The 20,103-nt window shown below is 72.5% G+C and carries 18 protein-coding genes and 1 tRNA gene; 7 read left to right on the forward strand and 12 right to left on the reverse strand.

The features are described 5' to 3' along the window. Window positions 1-95: 95 nt before the first annotated feature. From pknB to ACZ4W9_RS21450, 6 genes are all read right to left on the reverse strand, one after another. Entirely contained in the window at window positions 96-2,120 is a 2,025-nt protein-coding gene (gene pknB, locus ACZ4W9_RS21425; RefSeq protein ID WP_467938067.1) for a Stk1 family PASTA domain-containing Ser/Thr kinase, read from the reverse strand. A gap of 194 nt (window positions 2,121-2,314) precedes the next feature. Beyond that, a complete protein-coding gene (locus tag ACZ4W9_RS21430; RefSeq protein WP_467938069.1) occupies window positions 2,315-3,799 on the reverse strand; it encodes a peptidoglycan D,D-transpeptidase FtsI family protein in 1,485 nt (494 codons plus the stop codon). Next, window positions 3,796-5,247: an FtsW/RodA/SpoVE family cell cycle protein gene (locus tag ACZ4W9_RS21435; RefSeq protein ID WP_467938072.1), complete on the reverse strand. Its 1,452-nt coding sequence runs from the start codon at window positions 5,245-5,247 to the stop codon at window positions 3,796-3,798. Before ACZ4W9_RS21435 ends, ACZ4W9_RS21430 begins: the two co-directional genes overlap by 4 nt. Before the next feature lie 27 nt (window positions 5,248-5,274). After that, entirely contained in the window at window positions 5,275-6,921 is a 1,647-nt protein-coding gene (locus ACZ4W9_RS21440; RefSeq protein WP_467938074.1) for a Stp1/IreP family PP2C-type Ser/Thr phosphatase, read from the reverse strand. A 140-nt stretch (window positions 6,922-7,061) separates the two neighbouring features. Continuing rightward, window positions 7,062-7,604 (reverse strand): FHA domain-containing protein FhaB/FipA, encoded by a 543-nt coding sequence (locus ACZ4W9_RS21445; RefSeq protein ID WP_467938076.1) that lies wholly within the window; start codon window positions 7,602-7,604, stop codon window positions 7,062-7,064. Between the two features lie 10 nt (window positions 7,605-7,614). Then, on the reverse strand, window positions 7,615-8,481 hold the full coding sequence (locus ACZ4W9_RS21450) for an FhaA domain-containing protein (protein ID WP_467938078.1): 867 nt from the start codon (window positions 8,479-8,481) through the stop codon (window positions 7,615-7,617). Window positions 8,482-8,952: 471 nt separating this feature from the next. On the opposite strand from ACZ4W9_RS21450, the gene ACZ4W9_RS21455 reads away from it, so the two are divergent. Next, window positions 8,953-9,039, forward strand: a tRNA-Leu gene (locus ACZ4W9_RS21455). Window positions 9,040-9,149: 110 nt separating this feature from the next. On the opposite strand, the gene ACZ4W9_RS21460 is transcribed toward ACZ4W9_RS21455, so the two are convergent. Beyond that, a complete protein-coding gene (locus ACZ4W9_RS21460; RefSeq protein WP_467938079.1) occupies window positions 9,150-9,767 on the reverse strand; it encodes a TetR family transcriptional regulator in 618 nt (205 codons plus the stop codon). A 199-nt stretch (window positions 9,768-9,966) separates the two neighbouring features. Here ACZ4W9_RS21460 and ACZ4W9_RS21465 point away from each other — a divergent pair, with 199 nt between their 5' ends. From ACZ4W9_RS21465 to ACZ4W9_RS21475, 3 genes are all read left to right on the forward strand, one after another. Further along, window positions 9,967-11,526: a DUF2252 domain-containing protein gene (locus tag ACZ4W9_RS21465; RefSeq protein WP_467938081.1), complete on the forward strand. Its 1,560-nt coding sequence runs from the start codon at window positions 9,967-9,969 to the stop codon at window positions 11,524-11,526. A 204-nt stretch (window positions 11,527-11,730) separates the two neighbouring features. Further along, a complete protein-coding gene (locus ACZ4W9_RS21470) occupies window positions 11,731-12,546 on the forward strand; it encodes a hypothetical protein (protein WP_467938083.1) in 816 nt (271 codons plus the stop codon). Window positions 12,547-12,572: 26 nt separating this feature from the next. Continuing rightward, a complete protein-coding gene (locus tag ACZ4W9_RS21475; RefSeq protein WP_467938085.1) occupies window positions 12,573-12,920 on the forward strand; it encodes a rhodanese-like domain-containing protein in 348 nt (115 codons plus the stop codon). Between the two features lie 50 nt (window positions 12,921-12,970). Here the strand turns inward: ACZ4W9_RS21475 and ACZ4W9_RS21480 are convergent, their stop codons facing one another. The 5 genes from ACZ4W9_RS21480 to paaA are packed head-to-tail and all read right to left on the reverse strand — an operon-like array spanning window position 12,971 to window position 16,614. Continuing rightward, window positions 12,971-14,035 (reverse strand): 2Fe-2S iron-sulfur cluster-binding protein, encoded by a 1,065-nt coding sequence (locus ACZ4W9_RS21480; protein ID WP_467938087.1) that lies wholly within the window; start codon window positions 14,033-14,035, stop codon window positions 12,971-12,973. Continuing rightward, the gene (gene paaD, locus ACZ4W9_RS21485) at window positions 14,035-14,592 is read right to left on the reverse strand and encodes a 1,2-phenylacetyl-CoA epoxidase subunit PaaD (protein WP_467938089.1); all 558 of its coding nucleotides are present in this window, start codon (window positions 14,590-14,592) and stop codon (window positions 14,035-14,037) included. The genes ACZ4W9_RS21480 and paaD overlap by 1 nt, the downstream gene beginning before the upstream one ends. Beyond that, complete coding sequence (gene paaC / locus ACZ4W9_RS21490) at window positions 14,586-15,317, reverse strand: 1,2-phenylacetyl-CoA epoxidase subunit PaaC (protein ID WP_467938091.1); 732 nt, start codon at window positions 15,315-15,317, stop codon at window positions 14,586-14,588. The genes paaD and paaC overlap by 7 nt, the downstream gene beginning before the upstream one ends. Next, window positions 15,314-15,601, reverse strand: coding sequence for a 1,2-phenylacetyl-CoA epoxidase subunit PaaB (paaB, locus tag ACZ4W9_RS21495; protein ID WP_387513223.1), 288 nt, complete (start codon window positions 15,599-15,601; stop codon window positions 15,314-15,316). The genes paaC and paaB overlap by 4 nt, the downstream gene beginning before the upstream one ends. After that, window positions 15,598-16,614 (reverse strand): 1,2-phenylacetyl-CoA epoxidase subunit PaaA, encoded by a 1,017-nt coding sequence (paaA, locus tag ACZ4W9_RS21500; RefSeq protein ID WP_467938096.1) that lies wholly within the window; start codon window positions 16,612-16,614, stop codon window positions 15,598-15,600. Before paaA ends, paaB begins: the two co-directional genes overlap by 4 nt. Window positions 16,615-17,417: 803 nt before the next feature. Here paaA and ACZ4W9_RS21505 point away from each other — a divergent pair. From ACZ4W9_RS21505 to ACZ4W9_RS21515, 3 genes are read left to right on the forward strand one after another with little or no spacing between them, the layout of a single operon-like run. Next, window positions 17,418-18,056 (forward strand): DUF5819 family protein, encoded by a 639-nt coding sequence (locus ACZ4W9_RS21505; RefSeq protein WP_467938098.1) that lies wholly within the window; start codon window positions 17,418-17,420, stop codon window positions 18,054-18,056. Next, window positions 18,053-19,258 (forward strand): HTTM domain-containing protein, encoded by a 1,206-nt coding sequence (locus ACZ4W9_RS21510; RefSeq protein ID WP_467938101.1) that lies wholly within the window; start codon window positions 18,053-18,055, stop codon window positions 19,256-19,258. Before ACZ4W9_RS21505 ends, ACZ4W9_RS21510 begins: the two co-directional genes overlap by 4 nt. Next, window positions 19,255-20,007, forward strand: a complete 753-nt coding sequence (locus tag ACZ4W9_RS21515; protein WP_467938105.1) for a TrmH family RNA methyltransferase — start codon at window positions 19,255-19,257, stop codon at window positions 20,005-20,007. Before ACZ4W9_RS21510 ends, ACZ4W9_RS21515 begins: the two co-directional genes overlap by 4 nt. Window positions 20,008-20,103 lie beyond the last annotated feature (96 nt).

Below are 20,103 nucleotides of genomic sequence, written 5' to 3' on the forward strand. Positions count from 1 at the left end.
CCCCTCACCGCCCCGCCCCCCCCCCCCCCCCTCCACCCCCCCCCCCCCCCCCCCCCCCCCCCCCCCCCCCCCCCCCCACGCGGCGGACGGAGGCGTCAGCCGCCCAGGCCGCCGAAGAAGTTCGTCTCCCCGCCGTTGTCGTTGTCGCCGTTCCCGTTCCCGTTCCCGTTGCCGTTCCCGTGACCGCCGTCGAAGGAGATCGTGGTCAGCGTGACCGTCGTCGCGTTCGGGTCCGCCGTGCTGTCCGGCTGCGGATCCTGCTGGGTGACGAACGCGTTGTCGTCACCGGAACTGCCGTCCGCGAACCGGATGTTGTTGAAGCCCGCCTGCTGAAGCAGCTTCTTGGCGTCCTTCACCCGCTGGCCCACCACGCGCGGCACCGAGGACTGCTGCTGCTGGGCCTTGCCGACGTTGATCACCACGTTGGTGTTCTTGACGACCTGCTGGCCCGCCGTCGGGTTGGTGTTCTGCACCTTGCCGTCCTGGGCCGGGTCGGTGACCGGGGTCTCGTTGCAGGACGGCACCAGGCCCTGGGCCTGGAGCGTGGCCTTCGCCTCGTCACACGACTTGCCGGTGACGTCGGGGACCGCGATCTTCTCCTCGGGCTTGGCGACCGTGAGGGTGATCGTGGTGCCCTTCTCCTTGTTCAGCCCGGGCTCCGGGTTCTGGTCGATCACGACACCCGGCGTGCGGTCCGAGACCTCCAGCTTCTTCTCGACGTCGAAGCCCTTCTCCTTGAGCTGGGTCTCCGCCTGCTCGAACTGGGCCCCGCGCACGTCCGGCACCTGGACCTTGGGCGCGCCGCTGGAGACCACCAGGGTGATCGTGTCACCCTTCTCGACCTCCGTGCCGGACGCCGGGTCCTGGGTGCAGACCTTGCCCTTGGGCTGGTCCTCGCACTCCTTGCGGGTGGGCGGGGCCAGCTTCAGGTCGGAGTTCACCGCCATCTTCTGCGCCTCGGCGTAGGTGCGGCCCACGAAGTTCGGCGCCGGCAGGGGCGCGTCGTCGGCCTTGCCGGGGAACGCCCACTTGCCGATCAGGATCGCGCCGACCAGGACCAGCACGCCCGCGACCACCAGCAGCACCGTGCCGGTGCCGGACTTCTTCTTCTGCTGCCGGCGGCGGTCCGGGCGGTCGTCGTAGCCGTAGCCGCCGTCGTCGGGACCCATCGGCGGCAGCACGGTGGTCGCGCCCGCGTCCGCGCCGAGGGCGGTCGTCGCCTGGTCGTCGGGGTAGCCGCCGTAGCCCACCGCGCCCAGCGCGGCCGTGGCCGCGACCGGCTGGCCGTCCAGGCACGCCTCGATGTCGGCGCGCATCTCGTCGGCCGACTGGTAGCGGTAGTTCGGGTCCTTGACCAGCGCCTTGAGGACGATCGCGTCCATCTCGGGCGTGATCTCGGGGTCGAAGACCGACGGGGGCTGGGGCTCCTCACGGACGTGCTGGTAGGCCACGGCCACCGGGGAGTCGCCCACGAACGGCGGCCGTACCGTCAGCAGTTCGTAGAGGAGACAGCCGGTCGAGTACAGGTCCGAGCGGGCGTCGACCTGCTCGCCCTTGGCCTGCTCCGGGGAGAGGTACTGGGCGGTGCCGATGACCGCCGCCGTCTGGGTCATGGTCATGCCGGCGTCGCCCATGGCGCGGGCGATGCCGAAGTCCATCACCTTGACCTGGCCGTTGCGCGTCAGCATGACGTTGGCCGGCTTGATGTCCCGGTGGACGATGCCGCTGCGGTGCGCGTACTCCAGGCCCTGGAGGATGCCGATGGTCATCTCCATCGCCCGCTCGGGCAGCAGCTTGCGGCCGGAGTGCAGCAGCTCGCGCAGCGTGGAGCCGTCGACGTACTCCATCACGATGTACGGGATGGAGACCCCGTCGATGTAGTCCTCGCCCGTGTCGTAGACCGCGACGATCGCGGGATGGTTGAGCGAGGCGGCCGACTGGGCCTCCCGGCGGAACCGGGCCTGGAAGGACGGGTCGCGCGCGAGGTCCGCGCGCAGCGTCTTCACCGCCACGGTGCGGCCGAGCCGGGTGTCGTGCGCGAGGTAGACCTCGGCCATGCCACCGCGGCCGAGCACCTGGCCCAGCTCGTACCGGCCGCCGAGGCGACGCGGCTCTTCCATAGCTACCTACCAGCCCTCTCCGTCGGTCTCGGCCGCGCCCCTGTGCGCGGCCGGAGGCGCTGCCGTCCGGGCCTACCGTACCCGGCTCGCTCTGTGTGACCTGGCCAAGCCCGTAACCCGATACAGGACCGGTATCGCTACGTGCGACGATGTGAAAAGGGTGTGAGCGGCGTCACCTACCCGGCCCTCGGCGGTCACTTCTTGGAGTTGACGACCGCCTTCATGACGTTCCTCGCGATCGGGGCGGCCAGGCCGCCACCGGAGATGTCGTCGCGGTTGGCGCCCTCGTCCTCGATCACCACGGCCACCGCCACCGGCGAGCTGCCGTCGGGCAGCTTGGCGTAGGAGATGAACCACGCGTACGGGTTCTCGCTGTTCTCCACGCCGTGCTGGGCGGTACCGGTCTTGCCACCGACCGTGACGCCGTCGATCTTCGCGTTCGTGCCGGTGCCCTTCTCGACCACCGTCTGCATCATGTCCTGGAGGATCTGCGCGTTCTTCGGCGACAGCGGCCGGCTCAGCTCCTCCGGCTCGGTCTTGGCGACCGGGTCCAGGTTGGGGGACTGGAGCGCGTCGACCATGTACGGCTTCATCAGCTTGCCGTCGTTGGCGACCGCCGAGGCCACCATCGCCATCTGCAGCGGGGTGGCGGCGGTGTTGTACTGGCCGATGGAGGACAGCGCGGTCTGCGACTGGTTCATGTCGTCGGAGAACACCGAGGCGGTCGCGCGGACCGGGGTGAACTGCTCCGAGTCGAACCCGAACTTCTTCGCCTCCTCCAGCATCTTGTCGTTGCCGAGGTCGGAGCCGATCTTGCCGAAGACGGTGTTGCAGGAGTACTGGAGCGCGACCCGCATGGTCGCGTTCTCGCACGGGATGTTGCCCTCGTTCTTCAGCTCGGTCGTGGTGCCCGGCATGGTCCACGGCAGCGGCGTCTCGGTCCGCTGGTCGGCCGAGGTGTACTTGCCGTTCTCCAGCGCCGCCGCCGCCGTGACCACCTTGAAGGTCGAGCCCGGCGGATAGGTCTCGCGCAGCGCCCGGTTCAGCATCGGGTCGGCGGGGTTGTACTTCTTCTGGAGCTTCTTCCAGGCCGCCGCGTCGTCGTCGGTGTTGCCCGCGAAGGACGAGGGGTCGTACGACGGGTAGGAGGCCAGCGCCAGGATCTTGCCGGTGGAGGGCTCCAGGGCGACCACCGCGCCCTTGCCGCCCTGCTTCCTCAGGCCCTCGAACGCGGCCTTCTGCGCACCCGCGTTGAGCGTGGTGACGACGTTGCCGCCCTGCTGCTCCTTGCCGGTGATCATGTCCAGGGTCTTGCGGAAGAACAGCCGGTCGTCGTTGCCGGTGAGGATGCCGTCCTCGAGGGACTCCAGCTGGGTGGCGCCGAAGGCCTGCGAGGCGTACCCGGTGACCGGCGCCCACATGGGACCGTTCTTGTAGGTCCGCTTGTACTTCAGGTCGTTCAGGCCGCTCTTGCTGGACTCGGACGATCCGGTGATCGGGTCGCCGCCGACGATGATGTCGCCGCGCGGGGTGGCGTAGCGGGCGATCGTGACACGACGGTTCTTCGGATCGTCCTTGAGGCCGTCGGCCCTGACGTACTGGAGCCAGTTGTCCCGCAGCAGCAGGGTCAGCACCAGCAGGCCGCAGAAGATCGCGATCCGGCGCAGGGGCTTGTTCATGACGGGCGGACCACCTGGGTCATCTCGGCGTCGGGGTTGGTCGCGGGGGTCGGGGCCGGGCGGCGGGCGGTGTCGCTGATCCTGATCAGGATGGCGATCAGGGCCCAGTTGGCCAGCACGGAGGAACCGCCGGAGGCCAGGAACGGCATGGTCATACCGGTCAGCGGGATGAGACCCATGACACCGCCGGCCACCACGAAGACCTGGAGGGCGAAGGCGCCGGACAGGCCGATGGCGAGCAGCTTGCCGAACGGGTCGCGGGCGGCGAGGGCGGTGCGCACGCCGCGCTCCACGATCAGGCCGTAGATCAGCAGGATCGCCATGACGCCGGCCAGGCCCAGCTCCTCGCCGAACGTGGCGAGGACGAAGTCGGAGTTGGCGGCGAACTTGATCAGGTCCGAATGCCCCTGGCCCCAGCCGGTGCCGAGGGTGCCGCCGGAGCCGAACGCCCACAGGGACTGCTGGAGCTGGTCGGAGTGGAGGATGCCGTCATGGGTGATCTGGCGGCTCAGCTCGTACTCGCGCATCGGGTCGAGCCAGGCGCGCACACGCGTCTGGATGTGCGGCTCGAAGCTCGCCACGCCGACGGCGCCGGCCGCGGACATCAGCAGACCGAAGACGATCCAGCTGGTCCGCTCGGTGGCGACGTACAGCATGATGACGAACATTCCGAAGAACAGCAGCGAGGTGCCGAGGTCCGTCTCGAAGACCAGGATGAGGATCGAGATCGCCCAGACGACCAGGATCGGCCCGAGGTCTCGGCCGCGCGGCAGGTACAGGCCCATGAAGCGGCGGCTGGCCAGGGCCAGCGCGTCCCGCTTCACCATCAGGTACCCGGCGAAGAAGACGGCGAGGACGATCTTGGCGAACTCGCCGGGCTGGAGGGAGCCCAGTCCGGGGATCCGGATCCAGATCTTCGCGCCGTAGATGTTGGCCCCGAGGCCCGGCACCAGCGGCAGGATGAGCAGCACCAGGGCGCAGAACATCGAGATGTAGGTGTAGCGCTGCAGGACCCGGTGGTCCTTCAGGAAGATCAGCACGACGGCGAACACGGCGATGGCCAGCGCGGTGTACAGCAGCTGGCGCGGCGCGGCCGGGGAGAACCCTCTGAGCGACTGCAGCAGCTTGGACTGGTCGAGCCGCCAGATCACGACCAGCCCCAGCCCGTTGAGGAGGGTGGCCAGCGGTAGCAGCAGCGGATCCGCGTACGGCGCGAACTTCCGTACGACGAGATGGGCGACGCCGGCCAGCAGACCGAGGCCCAGGCCGTAGCTGAGCAGCCCGGACGGGACCTGGTCGCTGATGGCCAGGCCCACGTTGGCGTAGGCGAACACCGGGATGGCCACGGCGAAGACCAGCAGGGCCAGCTCGGTGTTGCGGCGGCTCGGCGCGCCGATGGCGCCGATCGTGGACGTGTGATGCGTCGGCGTATTCGTAGAACTGCTCATCGTGTGACGGGGCCTCTCACGGCTTGCCTACTGCTTACCGCACAGCGAGACGACCTTCTGCTCATCCTCCGAGAGAGTGGGGCCGGGGCTGGGGGTCGCGGACGGGGTCGTGGACGGAGACTTCGAAGAGGACGCCGAGGGCGTCTTCGAGGCCGACGGGTTCGGGGTCGGGGACGCCTTCGTGACGAGGGACGCCTGGACGACGAAGGCGGTGACCGGGCCGGCGGGGTCCGCGGAGAACGCGGTCTGCGTGCCCGTGCCCGCGGTGGTGCCGGTGCCGTCGCCGGCACCCGTGGTGCCACCGGTGCCTTCCGGGCTCCCGGCCTTGTCCTTGCCGTTCTTGGCGTTGCGCGCGGCCTCGTCCGCCGCCTTGCGCTCGGCCTGCTTGCGGCAGGCGGAGGCCTGTACGGCCAGCTCGTCGACCTTCGTCCGGGCCGCCTGGAGGCCGCCCTCGGCGATCGTGGCCTTCACCTGCTTCTGCTGGTACGGCGGCAGGTACTTGAGTTCGATCTCGGGATGGTCCTTCTCCACCTTCGACAGCGACACCCAGGCCAGGTCCTGGCTGATCCCGCGGTAGAGCGCGACGTGCTCCCCTTTGGCGCCGACGTAGTACTGCGTCTGCGTCCAGCGGTAGCCGCCGTACAGACCGCCGCCGACCACCGCCAGGGCGAGGGCGCCGTAGAGCGAGGTCTTCAGCCATCTGCGCTGCTTGCGCGGCTTGGTGAAGTCGTCGTCGGCGTACTCGCCGAAGCCGTCGGCCGGGGCGTAGCCGGGGTCGCCGGAGCCGGGCGGGCCGAACTCGCCGCCGCCGTGCCCCTGGCGCCCCAGGTGGGCGGCGCGGCCGGCCGGGGTCTGCATGATGCCGTTGTCCTGCGGGTGGTGCTGGTTCTCGGCGACCGCGCCGACCACCACCGGCTGGTCCGACAGCTGGCCGGCGAGGGTGTCGCCCTGGTCCAGGTCCAGCACGTCGGCGACGATGACGGTGATGTTGTCGGGGCCGCCGCCGCGCAGCGCGAGCTGGATCAGCTCCTGCACGGTCTCCTGCGGGCCCTGGTAGCTGGCGAGGGTCTCCTCCATCGTCTGGTGGGAGACCACCCCGGACAGGCCGTCGGAACAGATCAGATAGCGGTCGCCGGCGCGGACCTCGCGGATGGAGAGGTCGGGCTCGACGTGCTCGCTGCTGCCGAGGGCGCGCATCAGCAGGGAGCGCTGCGGGTGGGTGGTGGCCTCTTCCTCGGTGATGCGGCCCTCGTCGACGAGCCGCTGCACCCAGGTGTGGTCCTGGGTGATCTGGGTGAGGACGCCGTCCCGCAGCAGATAGGCGCGCGAGTCGCCGACGTGGACCAGGCCGAGCCGCTGGCCGGTCCACAGCAGGGCGGTGAGGGTGGTGCCCATGCCCTCCAGCTGGGGGTCCTCCTGGACCATCGCGCGCAGCTGGTCGTTGGCGCGCTGCACGGCGACGCCGAGGGAGGTGAGGATGTCGGAGCCGGGCACGTCGTCGTCGAGCGGGACGATGGTGGAGATCACCTCGGAGGAGGCGACCTCGCCGGCCGCCTGGCCGCCCATGCCGTCGGCGATCGCCAGCAGGCGCGGGCCGGCGTAGCCGGAGTCCTCGTTGTGGCCGCGGATCATGCCCTCGTGCGATCCGGCGGCGAAGCGCAGTGACAGACTCATGCGCACCTCGCCCGTCGGCTCCGAATGCAGCCGGTCGTGTCGAGCCACACTGCCCACCCTCCGGTCGGGAGCGCGCCGGAGACCGGGTGGCGGCCTGCCGCGGCGTGCTCGCTCCGCTCGCGCTTATTCATGACGTAGCACTACTTCCGCAGCTCGATTGCGGTCTTGCCGATGCGGATCGGCGCGCCCAGCGGGATCGGTGTGGGGGTCGTCAGCCGGGTCCGGTCCAGGTACGTGCCGTTCGTGGAACCGAGGTCCTCGATGATCCACTGGCCGTTCTGGTCCGGGTAGATCCTGGCATGGCGGCTGGAGGCGTAGTCGTCGTCCAGCACGATCGTGGAGTCGTGTGCCCGGCCCAGGGTGATGGTCTGGCCCTGGAGCGCGACGGTGGTGCCGGTGAGCGTGCCCTCGGTCACGACCAGCTTGGAGGGGGCGTTGCGGCCGCGCCGGCCGCCGCCGCCCTGCTGGCCGCGCTGCGGCGGCGGCGCGGCCTGCTGCCGCGCCTGCTGCCGGGCCTGCTGGCGGCCGCCCTGCTGCGGCCGGGCCGCCTCCCTACGCGATCCGCGCTGGGTGACGCGCGTACCGAACAGGTCGCTCCGGATGACCTGCACGGCCACGATCACGAACAGCCACAGTACGGCCAGGAAACCCAGCCGCATGACCGTGAGGGTCAGCTCTGACATTGCCCCCGCTTCACCCTTCGGCTTGCCTATAGATAACGGTGGTGCTGCCCACGACGATCCGCGAGCCGTCGCGGAGCGTAGCGCGGGTGGTGTGCTGCCCGTCCACCACGATGCCGTTGGTGGAGCCGAGATCCTGGATCGTCGAGGGCGTTCCGGTCCGGATCTCGCAGTGCCGGCGGGAGACGCCGGGGTCGTCGATCCGCACGTCGGCGTCGGTGCTGCGTCCCAGCACCAGCGTCGGGCGGGAGATCTGGTGGCGGGTGCCGTTGATCTCGATCCAGTAGCGGGTGCGCGCGCCGCCCATCGGGGCCGCGGCGGGTCGCTGGGTGGCGGGCTGCGGATAGCCGTACCCGCCGGGGCGGGCGCCGGGCGGCGGCGTGGCCGGCATCGGGGGGGCGCCGGCGGGCGGGGCGGGCTGCGGATAGCCGTAGCCGCCGGGAGCGCCGGCCGCGGGCCGGCCGGCCGCCGGGGCGGACGGGGCCTGCTGGCCCTGCTGGTCACTGGAGGAGGCGAGGGTGCGCGAGCGCACCCGGTACAGCCCGGTGTCCAGGTCGTCGGCCTTCTCCAGGTTGACCTTGATCGGGCCCATGAAGGTGTAGCGCTGCTGCTTGGCGTAGTCGCGCACCATGCCGGCCAGCTCGTCGCCGAGCTGCCCGGAGTAGGGGCTGAGGCGCTCGTAGTCCGGCGCGCTCAGCTCCACGATGAAGTCGTTGGGTACAACGGTGCGGTCGCGGTTCCAGATGGTGGCGTTGTTGTCGCATTCCCGCTGGAGCGCACCGGCGATCTCCACGGGCTGGACCTCGGACTTGAAGACCTTGGCGAAGGTGCCGTTCACCAGACCTTCGAGACGCTGCTCGAACTTCTTCAGGACTCCCATGGGGCACCTCCTCCGTCCCTGCCGTCGTCTTGCCTTGCTGTGTGCCGCTGCCTTGCCGGGGTACTGCCGGGTACTGCTCACTGATCGTATCTACGCGCCCGCCAATCAGCCGGTTCCCCCAGCGCCTCCCCTTCGAACTCCTGCCGCGTGTCCTGCTGCCATGGATCGTAGAGGCGGGCGAAGACCAGTGTCCCGCACCCGGCTGTGCGCCCGGCCCGCCTTCCGGGGAGACGGCCGGGACCGGTACGAGGTTGATACGTGAACCGAGTCTCCCCGAGACGGACGGGACGGGCGGGGGACGCGGGGGACGGGCGGGCGCGTCCACCGGCCGTCCGGCGGGCCCCGGACCGGGGGAAGGCGGCTCCGGGGGCCGCCGGGAAGGGATGTGAATCCACCCCGGACGTCGTGCTAATGTTCTCGATGTCGGAAGGGGCCAGCCCGAAAGGGAAGGAACCGGAAGACACACCCAATGCGCGGGTGGCGGAATAGGCAGACGCGCTGGATTCAGGTTCCAGTGCCCGCAAGGGCGTGGGGGTTCAACTCCCCCCTCGCGCACCATGCGAAAGTGGGCAGTCTCTCAGAGACTGCCCACTTTCGTTTTTCCAGTGTGGTGTTCCTGTGAGGAAGCTCTCAAGGGCCGCCGGGGTCGGCCCGATTGGTGGGCCGGGTCACAGGCGGAGGTCGCCGAGGTGCTCCCGCGCCCGGGTGACGAGGGTCGTCAGATCGGGCTCGCCGTTCCGTTCCGCCCAGTACATGAGGGTCTCGGTGGTCACCGCGGTGAGGACGGCCGCGATCAGCCGCACCTCGTACGCGTCCTCGTCCCTGCCGGTGCGCCGGGCGAGCAGCGCCGCCGCGTGCGCCACCTGTGCCTCCTGCCGCTGCCACAGCCGCGCACGCAGGGGCCGGACCCGTGCGGCCAGCCCGAGCCGGGCCAGCAGGGTGTCCCGGTCCCGGCCGGTGCTGCGGGCGAGCAGATCGTGGAGCGTCGCCCGCACCGCGTCGCCCGCCGGCGGCTCCGCCGGTCCGGATGCGGCGGGCATTTCCCGCGTGAGCGGATCGGGGGCGTCGAGGTCGTCGGGCTCGTCGGGATCGTCGGTGAGGACCACGTCCTCCTTCGTCGGGAAGTAACGGAAGAACGTGCTCGGCGAGATGTCGGCCGCGTCGCAGATCTGTTCGACGGTGGTGTTGTCGTATCCCTGCTCGACGAAAAGGCGGAGGGCTTCCTGACGGAGAAGGCGGCGGGTCTTGGCCTTCTTCCGCTCCCGCAGACCGGGTCGGGTGGTCATGGGCCTACACCTTCCTGACGCATGAGGCCGCCGCCCATTGTCCCACCGCGGTTTCCGGAGAGCCGGGGCCGGGCCGGGAGCCGGCCGGGACGGTGCCGGGCGGGGTGCCGGGGGCCGGGCCGGCGGGCAGGGCGGTATCGGGGGCCGGCCGCGCGGGGCTGATGCGTTCCGCCACCGGTTGTACCGTCTCTCCGAGCTGATGTTCGTACCGGCACTCGGCCGAGGGTGCGCGGGCAGTGTGGGGGAGGCGGTCGCGGTGACCGGAAGCGGTGCGGGGACGGCGGACGCGGCGGACCGGGGCGCGCGTCGGCTGCCCCGGGTGCGGGGGTTCGCCCCCTGGCCGCCGCAGGGGTCGCCGGGCGGGCCGGGGGCGCCGGACTCACCGGGTTCATCGGATGCGCCGGGGTCGCCGGGGTCGCCGGGTTCGCCAAAGGAGGAGGGCAAGGCGCTGCGGCGGAGCGTGCCGCGGTCCGCCCACCACGCGTTCGAGCCGGACACCGGCCGCCCGGACGCGGTCGGCGCGGTACGCGAGTCCGGTGCCGGCCGCATCCCCGAGCTGACCCCGCTGCGCGTGGGCCGGATGGCGGCCGGGCCGTTCGCCTTCCTGCGCGGATCGGCCGGACTCATGGCGTACGACCTGGCCCGCACCCCCGTCACCGGGATCGGCACCCAGATATGCGGGGACGCGCACGCGGCCAACTTCGGCCTGTACGGCGACGCCCGCGGCGACCTCGTCATCGACCTCAACGACTTCGACGAGACCGTGCACGGCCCCTGGGAGTGGGACCTGAAGCGGCTCGCGGCCTCCCTGGTGCTGGCCGGGCGGGAGACGGGCGCCGACGAGGACACCTGCCGCGCGGCGGCCCACGACGCGGCCGGCGCCTACCGCCGCACCATGCGGCTGCTCGCCAGGATGCCCGTGCTCGACGCCTGGAACGCCATCGCGGACGAGGAACTGGTCTCCCACACCGACGCCCACGACCTGCTCGGCACCCTCCAGCGGGTCTCGGAGAAAGCCCGGTCCAACACCAGCGGCCGGTTCGCGGCGAAGTCGACGGAGCCCGTCGCGGACGGCGGTCGCCGGTTCGTGCCCGCCCCGCCGGTACTGCGCCCGCTCCCGGACGCCGAGGCCGCCGCGGTCGCCCTCGCCCTGGAGGAGTACGCCGGCACGATCGGCGAGGACCTGCGTCCCCTGCTCGCCCGGTACGCCGTGCACGACGTGGCCTTCCGGGTGGTCGGCACCGGCAGCGTCGGCACCCGCTCCTACGTCGTCCTGCTGCTCGACCACCGTGAGGAGCCGCTCATCCTTCAGGTGAAGGAGGCCCGCCCCTCCGCGCTGGTCCCGCACCTGGCCACGGCCGGTTTCCCGGTGGCGCCGGTGGCGCACGAGGGCCGCCGGGTGGTCCTCGGCCAGCGGCGGATGCAGGTCGTCAGCGACATCCTGCTCGGCTGGACCACCGTCGAGGGCCGCCCGTTCCAGGTGCGCCAGTTCCGCAACCGCAAGGGCAGCGTCGACCCGGCCGCCCTTCCCGCCGACCAGCTCGACGACTACGGCCGGATGACCGGCGCCCTGCTGGCCCGCGCCCACTCGCACAGCGCCGACCCGCGGCTGATCGCCGGGTACTGCGGCAAGAACGAGGAGCTGGACGAGGCCGTCGCCGCGTTCGCCGTCGCCTACGCCGACCGCACCGAATCCGACCACGCCGACCTCCTCGCGGGCATCCGGGCGGGCCGGATCGAGGCGGAGACGGGGGTGTGAGCCACTTTCCGGGGTGCGGTGCTTCCCGGGCGCGGGCTGGGACGCCCGGGGCGCGGGTCGCCGCGCGCCCGGCCCCGACGCGTCCGCGCCGGGCGGCACACCCCCGCCACCGCGGCGGCACAGCGCCCGTCCGCTCCCGGAAGGCGGCGCACCGGAGCCCCGGCCCGGGACCGGCGCAGCGCCCCACGGCGCTACGCTGAGCGGGTGACCACCCCCGAAGCCGGCCAGTCGTCCGAGGAGCCGCGCCCCGAGGAGCGGCTGGAGCAGGCCGTCCGGGCCGCCGAGCAGGCGCTGATCGAGTACGAGATCGCCGTGGAGACGTTCCGCGTCGAGGTCGAGAACTTCTCCCGCCTGCACGACCAGCGGCTCGGCCCGCTCTACGCCCGGATCGAGGAGCTGGACGCGCGGATCGCCGAGGCGCGGGCCGCCCGCACCGGCGACCCCGAGGACATCCGCCGCGCCGACGAGGCCCGTGCCCGGGTGCTGCCGCTGCCGGGCGTGGAGGAGCTGCTGCACGGCTGGATGGACGGCGACGGCCTGTTCCCGGAGGCCACCGCCATGCTCACCGGCCAGGCGGTACGGCCCCCGCAGCGGGTGCGGCCCGGTGAGCGGGTCCGCAAGCTCTACCGCGACCTCGCCCGCAAGGCCCACCCCGACCTGGCCCAGGAGGAGGACGAGCGCAAGCGGCGCGAGGAGTTCCTCAGCCGGGTCAACGACGCCTACGCCCGCGGTGACGAGACCCTTCTCACGGAGCTGGCCGCCGAGTGGGCCGCCGGACCGGTGCCGCCCGAGCGCCGCCCGAGCCCGGCGGAGGAGCTGTACGCCCGCCTCGAATGGCTCGCCCAGCGCAAGGAGCTGATCACCCTGGTCGCCCGTGAGCTGGAGGAGGGCGCGATCGCCGGGCTGCTCCGGCTCGCCCCGGACGACCCCGACGCTCTGCTCGACGAGATCGCCGGCCGGCTGCACGCCGACATCGCCCAGCGGGAGACGGAGCTGGCGGGGCTGCTGGGACAGGGCTGAGCCGGGCGTCGGGTAGCGTCGGAGCCATGAATTTCGGAGCTGGTGTGCCCACGGTCCAGGTCACGGATCTCGAGGACGGCGCGTTTCTGCTGGATGTCCGCGAGGACGACGAGTGGCAGGCGGGCCACGCCGAGGGAGCGCTGCACATCCCCCTCAGCGAGTTCGCGGCCCGCTATGACGAGCTGGCCGAGGCCGCCCCGCAGGAGGGCCGCGTCCATGTCATCTGCCGCTCGGGCGGCCGCTCGGCCCAGGTCACCATGTACCTGGTCCAGCAGGGCATCGACGCGGTGAACGTCGACGGCGGCATGCAGGACTGGCAGCAGGCCGGCCGCCCGGTCGTCACCGACGACGGCACCCCGGGCTTCGTCGCCTGACCGTCCTGTGGCGGGACACCCCTTCCCAGGGGAAGGGGGCGGACGGCGTCTCAGCGGTCGAAGTCCAGCTCCACCCTTTCGGTCAGTGGACGCGACTGGCAGGCCAGCACATACCCGGCCGCCGTCTCCTCCGTCTCCAGCGCGAAGTTGCGGTCCATGCGCACCTCGCCCTCGACCAGGAAGGCCCGGCACGTCCCGCACACCCCGCCCTTGCAGGCGTAGGGCGCGTCGGGCCGGTTGCGCAGCACCGCCTCCAGCAGCGACTCGCCCTCCCGCACCGGCCAGGTGCCGCCACGGCCGTCGAGACGCGCGGTGACGGTGCTGTGCGCGGGAGCCGCCGCCGTCGCCACCGGGGCCGAGCCCGCGTTCACGTGGAAGATCTCCTGGTGGATCCGGTCACGCGCCACCCCCAGGTCGCGCAGCGCCCCCTCGGCGCCCCGCACCAGCCCGTACGGCCCGCACAGGAACCAGCCCGCCACCTCGCCCACCGGCAGCAGCGCGGGCAGCAGCCCCGCGAGCCGTTCCCGGCCGAGCCGGCCCGACGGCAGGCCCGCCTGCTGCTCCTCCCGGGAGAGCACGGTCACCAGCTGGAGCCGCTCGGGGTAGCGGTCCTTCAGGTCGGCGACCTCCTCCAGGAACATCGTCGAGGCGGCCGTCCGGTCGCCGCGTATCAGGCAGAACCGGGCCGCCGGTTCCCGGGCCAGCAGCGTGGCGACGATGGACAGCACCGGGGTGATGCCGCTGCCGCCGACCACCGCCGCGTACAGCCCGGGTGCCGGTTCCAGGGTGAAGCGGCCCGCCGGGGTCATCACGTCCAGTTCGTCCCCGACGTTGATCTCCTTCAGCGCGTACGTCGAGAAGGCGCCGCCCTCCACCAGCCGCACCCCCACCCGCAGGGCGGCCGGGCCCTCGCCGGCCGGGTCGGGGGCGGGGGAGCAGATCGAGTAGGTGCGCCGGACCTCCGCGCCGTCGACCCGGCGGCGCAGGGCGAGGTGCTGGCCGGGCGCGTGCCGGTACTCCTCGCGCAGTTCGGGCGGGACCGAGAGGGTGAGGGCGACGGAGTCGTCCGTGAGCCGGTCGACCGCGGCCACCGGGAGCGGGTGGAAGCGTGCCATCACAACTCCTTGAAGTGGTCGAACGGTTCACGGCAGGCCAGGCACCGGCGCAGCGCCTTGCACGCGGTCGAGGAGAACCGGCTCAGCAGCTCGGTGCCGGCCGATCCGCAGTGCGGGCAGCGGACCGGTTCCGTCCCGGCCTCCGGGCGGGTGTTCCCGTCGGTGTGGGCGGACTCGGTGAGGGTCGGGCCCAGGGTGAGCGGCACCGGGCCGGCCGCGCGGTGCGTGCGGGGCGGGGCGATGCCGGACTCCCGCAGTTTCTCGCGCCCTTCGGGGGTGATGTCGTCGGTCGACCAGGCGGGGGCCAGCACCGTGCGGACCGTGACCTCGCGCATGCCGTGGGCGCGCAGCACCCGCTCTATGTCGGCGCTCATCGCCTCGATGGCGGGGCAGCCGGTGTAGGTGGGGGTGAGATCGACCTCCACCGTGCCCGCGCCGTGAACATGGACCGCGCGGAGCACGCCCAGCTCCCGCAGCGTGAGCACGGGCAGCTCGGGGTCGGGCACCGACCCGGCCAGCTCCAGCAGTTCCGCTTCCAGGGCGGTGGAGGTCACCATGACGCCCCCGGGTGGCTGCGGTGCAGGTGCTGCATCTCGGCGAGCATCCGGCCGAACGGCTCGGTGTGCAGGCCCTGCCGGCCGGCGCCGGCCGACCAGGCCCCCGTGCGCGGCCCCTCGGGCAGGGCGAGGGTGGCACGGGCGAGCACGCCCCCGACGGACTCCAGCCAGCGTTCCTCCAGCAGCGCCCAGTCGGCGGCCAGGCCCTCCACCGGCTGGAACATCTCCCCGGTGTACCGCCACAGCGCGGCGCAGGCGCGGGTCATCCGTTCACGGCTGGTCTCCGTGCCGTCGCCGAGCCGCAGGGTCCACTGCTCGGCGTGGTCGCGGTGGTAGGCGACCTCCTTCACGGCCTTCGAGGCCAGCGGGGCGAACGGGCCGTCACCCGCGGCCAGTTCGGCGTAGAGGAGGTGTTGGTAGGTGGAGAAGTACAGCTGGCGGGTGATGGTGTGCGCGAAGTCGCCGTTCGGCTGCTCGACCAGCTGGAGGTTGCGGAAGGCGCGTTCCTCGCGCAGGTAGGCCAGTTCGTCCTCGTCGCCGGCCAGTGACAGCAGCACCCGGGCCTGGCCGAGCAGGTCCAGGGCGATGTTGGCGAGGGCGACCTCCTCCTCCAGGACGGGGGCGTGACCGGCCCACTCCCCGAGGCGGTGGGAGAGCACCAGGGCGTCGTCGCCGAGGGCGAGCGCGGCGGTCACCGGGACGGTGGCGGGGCCGGTGGCGGTCACAGGTGCTTCACCCCTTCCGGGATCTCGTAGAAGGTCGGGTGCCGGTAGGGCTTGTCGGCGGCCGGCTCGAAGAAGGGATCCTTCTCGTCCGGCGAGGAGGCGGTGACGGCGGCGGCCGGGACGACCCAGATGGAGACGCCCTCGCCGCGCCGGGTGTACAGATCGCGGGCGTTGCGCAGGGCCAGCTCGGCGTCGGGCGCGTGCAGGCTGCCGGCGTGGGTGTGGGACAGGCCGCGCCGGGAGCGCACGAAGACCTCCCACAGGGGCCAGTCGGTGGTGCTCATGCTCGCGTCGCTCCCGTCCCACCGGTGTCGCCGGTGTGCTTGGCCGCGTAGGCCGCGGCGGCTTCCCGTACCCACGCGCCCTCGTCGTGGGCGCGCCTGCGCTGGGTGAGGCGCTGGTCGTTGCAGGGGCCGTTGCCCTTGAGCACCTCCCAGAACTCCGTCCAGTCGATCGGACCGAAGTCGTAGTGCCCCCGCTCCTCGTTCCACCGCAGGTGCGGGTCGGGGAGGGTGAGGCCCAGGGACTCGGCCTGCGGGACGCAGATGTCCACGAAGCGCTGGCGCAGCTCGTCGTTGGAGTGGCGCTTGATCTTCCACTCCATCGACTGCGCGGAGTGCCGGGACTCGTCGTCGGGCGGGCCGAACATCATCAGCGACGGCCACCACCAGCGGTCCACGGCGTCCTGTGCCATGGCGTGCTGCTCCGGTGTGCCCTTGCTGAGGGCCAGCAGCAGTTCGTAGCCCTGGCGCTGGTGGAAGGACTCCTCCTTGCAGATCCGGACCATCGCGCGGGCGTACGGGCCGTAGGAGCAGCGGCACAGAGGGACCTGGTTGGTGATCGCGGCGCCGTCCACCAGCCAGCCGATCGCGCCGACGTCGGCCCAGGTCAGGGTCGGGTAGTTGAAGATCGAGGAGTACTTCTGGCGGCCGGTGTGCAGCTTGTCCAGCAGCTCGTCGCGGCTGGTGCCGAGCGTCTCCGCCGCGCTGTACAGGTACAGGCCGTGGCCCGCCTCGTCCTGGACCTTGGCCATCAGGATGGCCTTGCGGCGCAGGGAGGGCGCGCGGGTGATCCAGTTGGCCTCCGGCTGCATGCCGATGATCTCGGAGTGCGCGTGCTGGGCGATCTGCCGGACCAGGGTCGCGCGGTAGGCGTCGGGCATCCAGTCGCGCGGTTCGATGCGTTCGTCCGCGGCCACGGCCGCGTCGAAAGCGTGCTGGCAGGCCGTCGTGCCGGCGGTGTCCGGCGCGCCGTCCGCCCCGGTGCGGGCCGTGCGCTGCGCGGCTGCTGTGGCCATGCGGTCCCCCTGACCTCGGCTGTGCGGTGAACACTGTCCGTCTGCTCCGGCCCGACCGATCGTTCGGTCCGTGCGCAACCATGGTGTGCCGGGCCGCCACGGGGTGTCAACCGCTGTGGAAAACTCCCGCCCCGGCCTGTGGACAACCAGTGGGGGCGGGGCTCCGGGGCTGGTGCCGAGGGGGATGACGGCGGTGGCCGGGGCCGGTGTGGAGGGGGACGGCCGCAGCCGGGGCCCGGCCCGTGGCCGCGTGGCAGGAGAGGGGCGGGGCCCGGAAGGGGGTGGGCCGGGAGAGGGGCCGTGTCCGCGTCACCGGCGTCGGTCGGGGCGTCGGGGGCCGTGCGGCCTAGCCTTGGGGTACCGCCGTGCGTTCCGGTCCGCGCGCTCGGTTCGTACCCGGGGCTGCGCCCGGTGCCCCCGGCTGAGTACCGTTCCGTGCGGGCGCCGAGACGTGGTGCTCGTGCAGCATGTGGCGCCTGTGACGAAGCCTGCGCCGCCGGGCTGCCCCGCCGGGCCGGATGCCGGGCGGACGACACCGGGCGGAACGACCGGGCCGGACGAGAACGCACCGAGACGGGGGACGGGACGGAATGGACGCGTACGACAAGGACTCGCGGGAACCGCAGGCTCCCGACGGGCCGGCCGGGACGCGTCTCCCGGAACAGCCGTCACAGCCCCCGCGGTCACCACAGCCGCCCCCACCGTGGGCCGCGGCCCCCGGCGCTCGTACCGGCCCCACCCCGCCCGAGCCCCGTACCGACGCCGCCGGCCCCCGCGCCGGCGCCCCCCGGCCTCCTGCCGGAGTGGCCGCGCTGTCCCTCCCCTACCAGGTCGGTGCCGCGCTGGCGCTCGCGGTGGTGGGGGTGGCCGCCTGTGCGCATCTGCTGATGGTGTTCCTCAGCCTCGCGCCCTCCAACACCGTGACGAAGCAGCACGGCGAGGCGATAGAGGAATGGGTGTACCCCGAGTTCGAGCAGAACTGGAAGCTGTTCGCCCCCAACCCGCTGCAGCAGAACATCGCCGTACAGGTCCGCGCCGAGGTGCGGACGCGGGACGGCGGGCTGCGCACCACCGGGTGGACCGACCTGTCCGCCCAGGACGGTGCCGCCATCGACGGCAACCCGGTGCCCAGTCACACCCAGCAGAACGAGCTGCGCCGCGCCTGGGACTTCTTCTCCGCCACGCACGGCACCGACAACCGTGCCGTGGGCCTGCGCGGCTCGCTGTCCGAGCAGTACCTGCGCCGGCTCGTGGTGATGCGCCTGTACCGGAGCGATCCGACGAGCCGGGACGGCGTGATCCGGCGCGTGCAGGTCCGTTCCAGCACCCTCAATGTGCAACCGCCGCCCTGGAGTCGTGAGCGCGTGCCCGACAAGCCCGTCCACCGCCTGCTGCCCTGGTGGCCCGTGACGTCCGACGAGGCCGCGGGAGGCGTGCGGTGAACCAGCTCTCCCCGACGCTGTCGCGCGGTATCGCCCGGGTCACCGGCGCGGCCCTCGGCCCGTACCAGAGCGCCGTGATCCGGATCGGGTTCGCCGGGACCTGGCTGCTGTTCCTGCTGCGCGAGTTCCCGCACCGCCAGGAGCTGTACGGCCCCTCCGGGCCCTGGGGCTGGAACCTCGCCAGGCAGCTGACCGACGACAACCAGGCCTTCTCGGCGCTGCTGTGGTCCGACGGACGCCTGTGGTTCGAGCTCTGCTACGCGCTGGCCGTCCTCGCCGCCGCCGCCCTGGCGCTCGGCTGGCGCACCCGCACCTCCTCCGTGCTGTTCATGGTGGGCGTGCTGTCGCTGCAGAACCGCAGCGTCTTCGTGGGCGACGGCGGCGACAACGTGCTGCACCTGATGTCGATCTACCTGGTGTTCACGCGCTGCGGACAGGTGTGGTCCCTGGACGCCCGCCGCGCGGCGCGCGAGGCGGCGGCACGCGCGCGGGGGGAGCGGGTGCCCGCCGACCGGGTGGGGCCGGTGCTGTGGGCGGTGCTCGGTATGGCACTCGGCGCGGCAGCGCTGACCGGGCGGTTCCATGCCACCGAATGGCTGATCCCGGCGCTGCTGTGGACGGCCTGGGCGGGACTCGGCCTGTGGTGGGCCGCCGCGCGCCGGGCGGCCTGGCGGGAGCCGCGGACCCTGCTGGACGTCGTCGCCAACGTCCTGCACAACGGCGCCCTGGTCGTGATCATGGCGGAGGCGTGCCTGATCTACGCCACGGCCGGCTGGTACAAGGTCCAGGGCTCGCGCTGGCAGGACGGCACCGCCGTCTACTACCCGCTCCACCTGGACTACTTCTCGCCCTGGCCCGGGCTCGCCGACCTGATGTCCTCCAGCGGCACGATCATGATGGTCGTGGCCTACGGGACGGTCATGGTGCAGGTCGCCTTCCCGTTCAGCCTCTTCAACCGGCGGGTCAAGAACGTCCTGCTGGTGGTGATGATGGCCGAGCACCTGGTGATCGCGGTCGTCCTCGGCCTGCCCTTCTTCTCGCTGGCGATGATCGCCGCCGACTCGGTGTTCCTGCCGACGTCCTTCCTGCGCCGGCTCGGCGGCCTGGCGGCACGCGCGCGGGGGCGGCTCGCCCGCCGCACGGTGCCGGCGCCGCGCTCCGCGGAGGAGGGCACGCCCGACCACGTAGGGTTCACCGCATGACCGACCCGCTGAGCCGCTGGCGTGCGCACGAGGAGGGCGCCGTCCTGCTCGACGGCTTCCACGCCCTCAAGCACGCGCTGCGCTTCGGCGCCGAGGTGCCGGTCGCCGTCACCACCGACCGCGAGGCCGCCCTCGGGCTCGCCGGGGAACTGGCCGGGGACGTCCGTGACACGCTGGACGCCCTGCTGACGGAGGTGACCGGGCAGGCGTACGCCTCCCTCGTCCCGCGCCCGCACCCGACCGGAGTGGCCGCCCTCGCGGTACGGCCCTCCCGGGAGGCCGGTCTGCGGGCGCTCGCCCGTACGCCCCGCACCGCCCCCGTCGTGGTCCTCGACAACCCGCGCAATCTGGGCAACGCCGGTGCCGTGATCCGGCTGGCCGCCGGGTTCGGGGCGACCGGGGTGGTCACCACGGGCACGCTCGACCCCTGGCATCCCACCGTGGTGCGCGGCGGCGCGGGCCTGCACTTCGCGACCGTCGTGGAGCGCCTGGACCCGGCCGGCCTGCCCGCCGGGCCGTTGTTCGCGCTGGACCCGGAGGGCGAGGACATCCGGGGCACCCGGCTGCCGGACGACGCCGTGCTGGCCTTCGGCTCGGAACGCACCGGTCTCTCGGCGGAGCTGCGCGCCCGCGCCGACCACCTGCTGCGCCTGCCGATGCGCCCCCAGGTCTCCAGCTACAACCTCGCCACCAGCGTGGCGATGACGCTGTACCACTGGAGCGCGACCGGGGGCGCGCCCGTCGCCTAGGTGTACTGACCCGTGAGGTTGGGGACGCGGCTGGCGGGTGGTTGCCCTTTCAGCGCGGTGTGTCCGCGGTGGTGATTGTAGGTGTGCAGCCACTGC

This window comes from Streptomyces sp. NPDC029296, assembly GCF_055569255.1.

What these genes read in the sequence shown, in the direction of transcription:
- pknB (WP_467938067.1), bottom strand. Translation starts at nt 2,120, where the DNA reads ATGGAAGAGCCGCGTCGCCTCGGCGGCCGGTACGAGCTGGGCCAGGTG.
- ACZ4W9_RS21430 (WP_467938069.1), bottom strand. Translation starts at nt 3,799, where the DNA reads ATGAACAAGCCCCTGCGCCGGATCGCGATCTTCTGCGGCCTGCTGGTG.
- ACZ4W9_RS21435 (WP_467938072.1), bottom strand. Translation starts at nt 5,247, where the DNA reads ATGAGCAGTTCTACGAATACGCCGACGCATCACACGTCCACGATCGGC.
- ACZ4W9_RS21440 (WP_467938074.1), bottom strand. Translation starts at nt 6,921, where the DNA reads ATGAGTCTGTCACTGCGCTTCGCCGCCGGATCGCACGAGGGCATGATC.
- ACZ4W9_RS21445 (WP_467938076.1), bottom strand. Translation starts at nt 7,604, where the DNA reads ATGTCAGAGCTGACCCTCACGGTCATGCGGCTGGGTTTCCTGGCCGTA.
- ACZ4W9_RS21450 (WP_467938078.1), bottom strand. Translation starts at nt 8,481, where the DNA reads ATGGGAGTCCTGAAGAAGTTCGAGCAGCGTCTCGAAGGTCTGGTGAAC.
- ACZ4W9_RS21460 (WP_467938079.1), bottom strand. Translation starts at nt 9,767, where the DNA reads ATGACCACCCGACCCGGTCTGCGGGAGCGGAAGAAGGCCAAGACCCGC.
- ACZ4W9_RS21465 (WP_467938081.1), top strand. Translation starts at nt 9,967, where the DNA reads ATGTTCGTACCGGCACTCGGCCGAGGGTGCGCGGGCAGTGTGGGGGAG.
- ACZ4W9_RS21475 (WP_467938085.1), top strand. Translation starts at nt 12,573, where the DNA reads ATGAATTTCGGAGCTGGTGTGCCCACGGTCCAGGTCACGGATCTCGAG.
- ACZ4W9_RS21480 (WP_467938087.1), bottom strand. Translation starts at nt 14,035, where the DNA reads ATGGCACGCTTCCACCCGCTCCCGGTGGCCGCGGTCGACCGGCTCACG.
- paaD (WP_467938089.1), bottom strand. Translation starts at nt 14,592, where the DNA reads ATGGTGACCTCCACCGCCCTGGAAGCGGAACTGCTGGAGCTGGCCGGG.
- paaB (WP_387513223.1), bottom strand. Translation starts at nt 15,601, where the DNA reads ATGAGCACCACCGACTGGCCCCTGTGGGAGGTCTTCGTGCGCTCCCGG.
- paaA (WP_467938096.1), bottom strand. Translation starts at nt 16,614, where the DNA reads ATGGCCACAGCAGCCGCGCAGCGCACGGCCCGCACCGGGGCGGACGGC.
- ACZ4W9_RS21515 (WP_467938105.1), top strand. Translation starts at nt 19,255, where the DNA reads ATGACCGACCCGCTGAGCCGCTGGCGTGCGCACGAGGAGGGCGCCGTC.